Source organism: Chamaesiphon sp. OTE_8_metabat_110 (genome assembly GCF_031382685.1).
Taxonomy (GTDB): Bacteria; Cyanobacteriota; Cyanobacteriia; order Cyanobacteriales; family Chamaesiphonaceae; genus Chamaesiphon.
Genome location: NZ_JANMZA010000149.1, coordinates 1 through 3,714, shown reverse-complemented (window position 1 = coordinate 3,714; position 3,714 = coordinate 1). Strand labels below are relative to the sequence as shown.

The 3,714-nt window shown below is 52.6% G+C and carries 3 protein-coding genes; 1 reads left to right on the top strand and 2 read right to left on the bottom strand.

The window, feature by feature from the left end; translation table 11 throughout:
- Positions 1-409, bottom strand: a 409-nt coding sequence (locus RMO52_RS05520) for a hypothetical protein (protein ID WP_310411655.1), incomplete at its 3' end; no start/stop codon positions are given.
- A 180-nt stretch (positions 410-589) separates the two neighbouring features.
- Complete coding sequence (locus RMO52_RS05515) at positions 590-1,957, bottom strand: glycosyltransferase family 2 protein (RefSeq protein ID WP_309742919.1); 1,368 nt, start codon at positions 1,955-1,957, stop codon at positions 590-592.
- A 547-nt stretch (positions 1,958-2,504) separates the two neighbouring features.
- On the opposite strand from RMO52_RS05515, the gene RMO52_RS05510 reads away from it, so the two are divergent.
- A partial coding sequence (locus tag RMO52_RS05510; protein ID WP_310411652.1) for a DEAD/DEAH box helicase occupies positions 2,505-3,714 on the top strand: 1,210 nt, incomplete at its 3' end.

Sequence of the window (3,714 nt, the reverse complement as noted above, 5' to 3'; positions counted from 1 at the left end):
CGACGATTTGTAAGACTAATTTTGTTTCGCGGAACCACTCCACGCCTTTTGTTGCCACCATGACACAACCAGTTACCAGACTTTGGTTGCGAGTTTCGACGATCGTCACCTGATAGTCTGGGAGTAATGGCATCCGCCATTGAATTGGTGTCGGTGCCTCGGGAATCTCGATCGAGGCTAAGCGCTCGGAGATCGAGTTGGTACGGTGGCTAACACAAGCACTAGCAGCTACCCGGACGACATCCGGAGCTACATACTGAAGAATCCAGCAGCCATCTGCTGCAAAGTTATTGGCGACCGATCGAGCTAAAAGAGACAGCACTTCTTGGCGATCTGCACCAGCCGCCAGCGGCTGGACGATCTGGAGAATACGTTGTCCGAAATAATCAATTTCCTGGGAATCCTGCATGGGTAATCGATCGAGTGAGCAGCGGTTGTAGATACTAGACCTACCCATTTATTGTGCCACACTGTTCGATCTCAGCTAATGGTCTAAGTAAGGATCTATCTATCTATACTAAGTATGCCCAAGAATAGCCATATTGTTGGCTACTTGTAAGTGTCAGATAGTACTTTTTTTGACGAGTAGCTACAAATCGGCTTGTCTGAGGGTTTTGACCCATTTGAGTCGCTTGGGAAAAATTGCCATCCGGGCGATCGCAAACGGCATAATTACCAGCCAGTGGAGGATAAATAACGAGCCGATCGCCGTTTGCGTCAAGAGTCTAGCGATCGTGAGCTGGCGATCGCCGCTATCTGCCCGATCGACCCCTTGCCGATCGCTGCGCCGCAATCCTTCCCAAATTCCCCACAACGGCAGTGCCACGCCCAAGGAAGCGGTCATGGGCAGCAATAATGGCGGATGCCGGAGCCAAAATGCCATCAGGAAGTCGGGAATCCCCGCTGGCGGCAACAGATATTGAATTGCTAAAAAGGAGAGCAAATCGAGAGTTTTTTTAGTGCCCATCCGATTGCTGGCGATCGCCTCCCAATAGTCCAAATAACGCTGAAAGCCGCCCTCTGCCCAGCGATTGCGTTGATTCCACAAAGCAGTAAAGGTCGTCACACCCTCCTCACCCACAGGCGGATAAGGCATCAATTCGATTTCCCAGCCAGTCAGATGGAGCCGCAGCGTCAGATCGAGATCGTCAGTAATCGTCTGCTCGTTCCAACCATCGCAACCATCCAAAGCCGCTCGCCGCACAAATTGACCGTTACCGCGCAGTTCGCCTACCCCCCCGCCACAAATCCGCTGCTGCTGGAGATAGGCATCGAGCGCCATTTCTGCCCGCTGTCCCCGCGTAAGAAAATTGGTATCGCTATTGGTAATTGCCTTGCGGAGTTGGATCGCCCCCACGGTTGCCGATTGGAAGTAGGCTAAGACGCGGTACAAAAAATCTGGGGCAACTTGGGCATCCGCATCGAAGACACCGATAATTTCGCCCTGCATCAGCGTCAGCACTTGATTGAGCGCGCCGGACTTGCCGCCAGTCTCCTTACTGGTGCGGTGGAGGACTTGCAATTGGGGATATTGAAGCGCGAGTTTGTCCAATATTTCCGGAGTGCGATCGGTACTATTATCGTCGATCGCCCACACTTCATAGCGATCGGCAGGATAATCCAGACTGCACAAACTCTCTACCAAATTGGTAATTACCGCCGCCTCATTTTTAGCCGCAATCGCCAGCGAAATAAACGGATAAGTCTGCGGCGGATTAAATACTGGCGGCGGCACTACTTTTGTCGCCACCAACCTCACCGCCCGCCAACAAAAGACACTCGCGATCGCCCAAGCGATGATATAGCCCCAACTAATCAGATGCAACGCCGCCACACCCAACCACAGACTCCCCAAGATCGTTGCTGCCTTGAGTCGTCGATAACCCATCCCCACAGACCAATCGATCGTTGGTAAAGTATCCTCTTCAACGGGTAACTGCAAGCTGCGATCGGACATCTTTATCGGCTGGGAAATAGGAGCTATTTAATATTAACCCAAGTTACTGTAGCAATCCTATGTGATTTGGGGAGATGGGAGATGGGAGATGGGGGGACTGGGAGACGGGGGGATGAGGGGATGGGGGAGTGGGGGAGTGGGGGAGTAGGGAAGATGGTTGCTTGATTTCCATTACTGCGGCATGGAAATGTCTGAATAACTTGCAACTAAAATCTTAGGCGGAGTGAATGCCGCACCACGCTAGCCCACAGATCAAACCATACGAGGAGAGTTTGAGAGGCGGCGTTCCGCCTTTCAACGGGGGGTCTGGGGGAAGCCTCCCCCAGATCCGGGTTCTGCCTCCGCTAGAAAAATCGCAACTCACAAATATATATCGTTTGCCGCTGTGCTTATTACAATAGCTTCTCGATCGTTAACACAAGGTCGCAATAGTACAGAGATTCGATCGAATTCCGCCCAACCTTGATTTACGAATATACTAGAGAGTATCGAGACTTAGCTACCGCCACAATCTAGCCTCGCGCCACCGTCTGTGAAGTTAAACGCTATGACCACCTCTACTATTTCTACCGCCCAACTACAAGAGATCTTCCCATTTCCACTCGACGGGTTTCAACTTCAGGCGGTAGACGCACTCAACGCAGGAAAGTCAGTCGTAGTCTGCGCCCCGACAGGTTCGGGCAAAACATTGATCGGTGAATATGCCATTCATCGCGCCCTCCGACAGGGGCGCAGAGTATTCTACACCACCCCACTCAAAGCCCTATCCAATCAAAAATATCGCGACTTCCGCGCCGAATTTGGCGAAGATAACGTCGGCTTGCTCACTGGCGATATCTCCATCAACCGCGATGCCCCCGTTGTCGTCATGACAACCGAAATTTTCCGCAATATGCTTTACGGTACCCGCATCGGCGAAGTCGGTACCTCAATGATCGGTGTCGAAGCCGTGGTACTCGACGAGTGCCACTACATGAATGACAAACAGCGCGGTACCGTCTGGGAAGAATCGATCATCTATTGCCCTCCCCACATTCAGCTCGTCGCCCTCTCCGCCACCGTCGCCAATAGCAAACAACTTACCGACTGGATTAATGCCGTTCATGGCAGTACCGAACTGATCTATTCCGACTTTCGCCCCGTCCCTTTGGAGTTTCACTTTGTAAACCCCAAAGGGATTCTGCCATTACTCGATCCCAATACTGCCAAACTCAACCCCAAACTTAAATCCCATCGCCCCACGGGCAGCCGTAAAAGTGAAGATGTCCCCAGTATCGGCTTTGTCGTCAGCAAGCTTGCCGAACGGGAAATGTTGCCCGCCATTTACTTTATCTTCAGTCGGCGCGGCTGCGATAAAGCCGTCGCCGAGGTATCGACACTGCCACTAGTCAATCCCGCCGAAGCCGCGCAGCTCAAAATTCGCATCGATGAATTTCTCGAGAAGAATCCTGAAGCCGCCCGCGCCGGACAAGTCGAACCACTCTACAAAGGCATCGCCGCTCACCATGCGGGCATTCTCCCCGCCTGGAAAGTCCTCGTTGAGGAATTATTTGGACTGGGCTTAATTAAAGTCGTCTTCGCTACCGAAACCCTCGCCGCCGGGATTAATATGCCCGCCCGGACGACAGTCATCTCCAGTCTCTCCAAACGCACAGACCAAGGACATCGCCTGCTAACCGCCTCGGAATTTCTTCAGATGGCTGGACGTGCCGGACGACGGGGAAAGGACGTGATGGGCTATGTAGTGACCGCTCAGA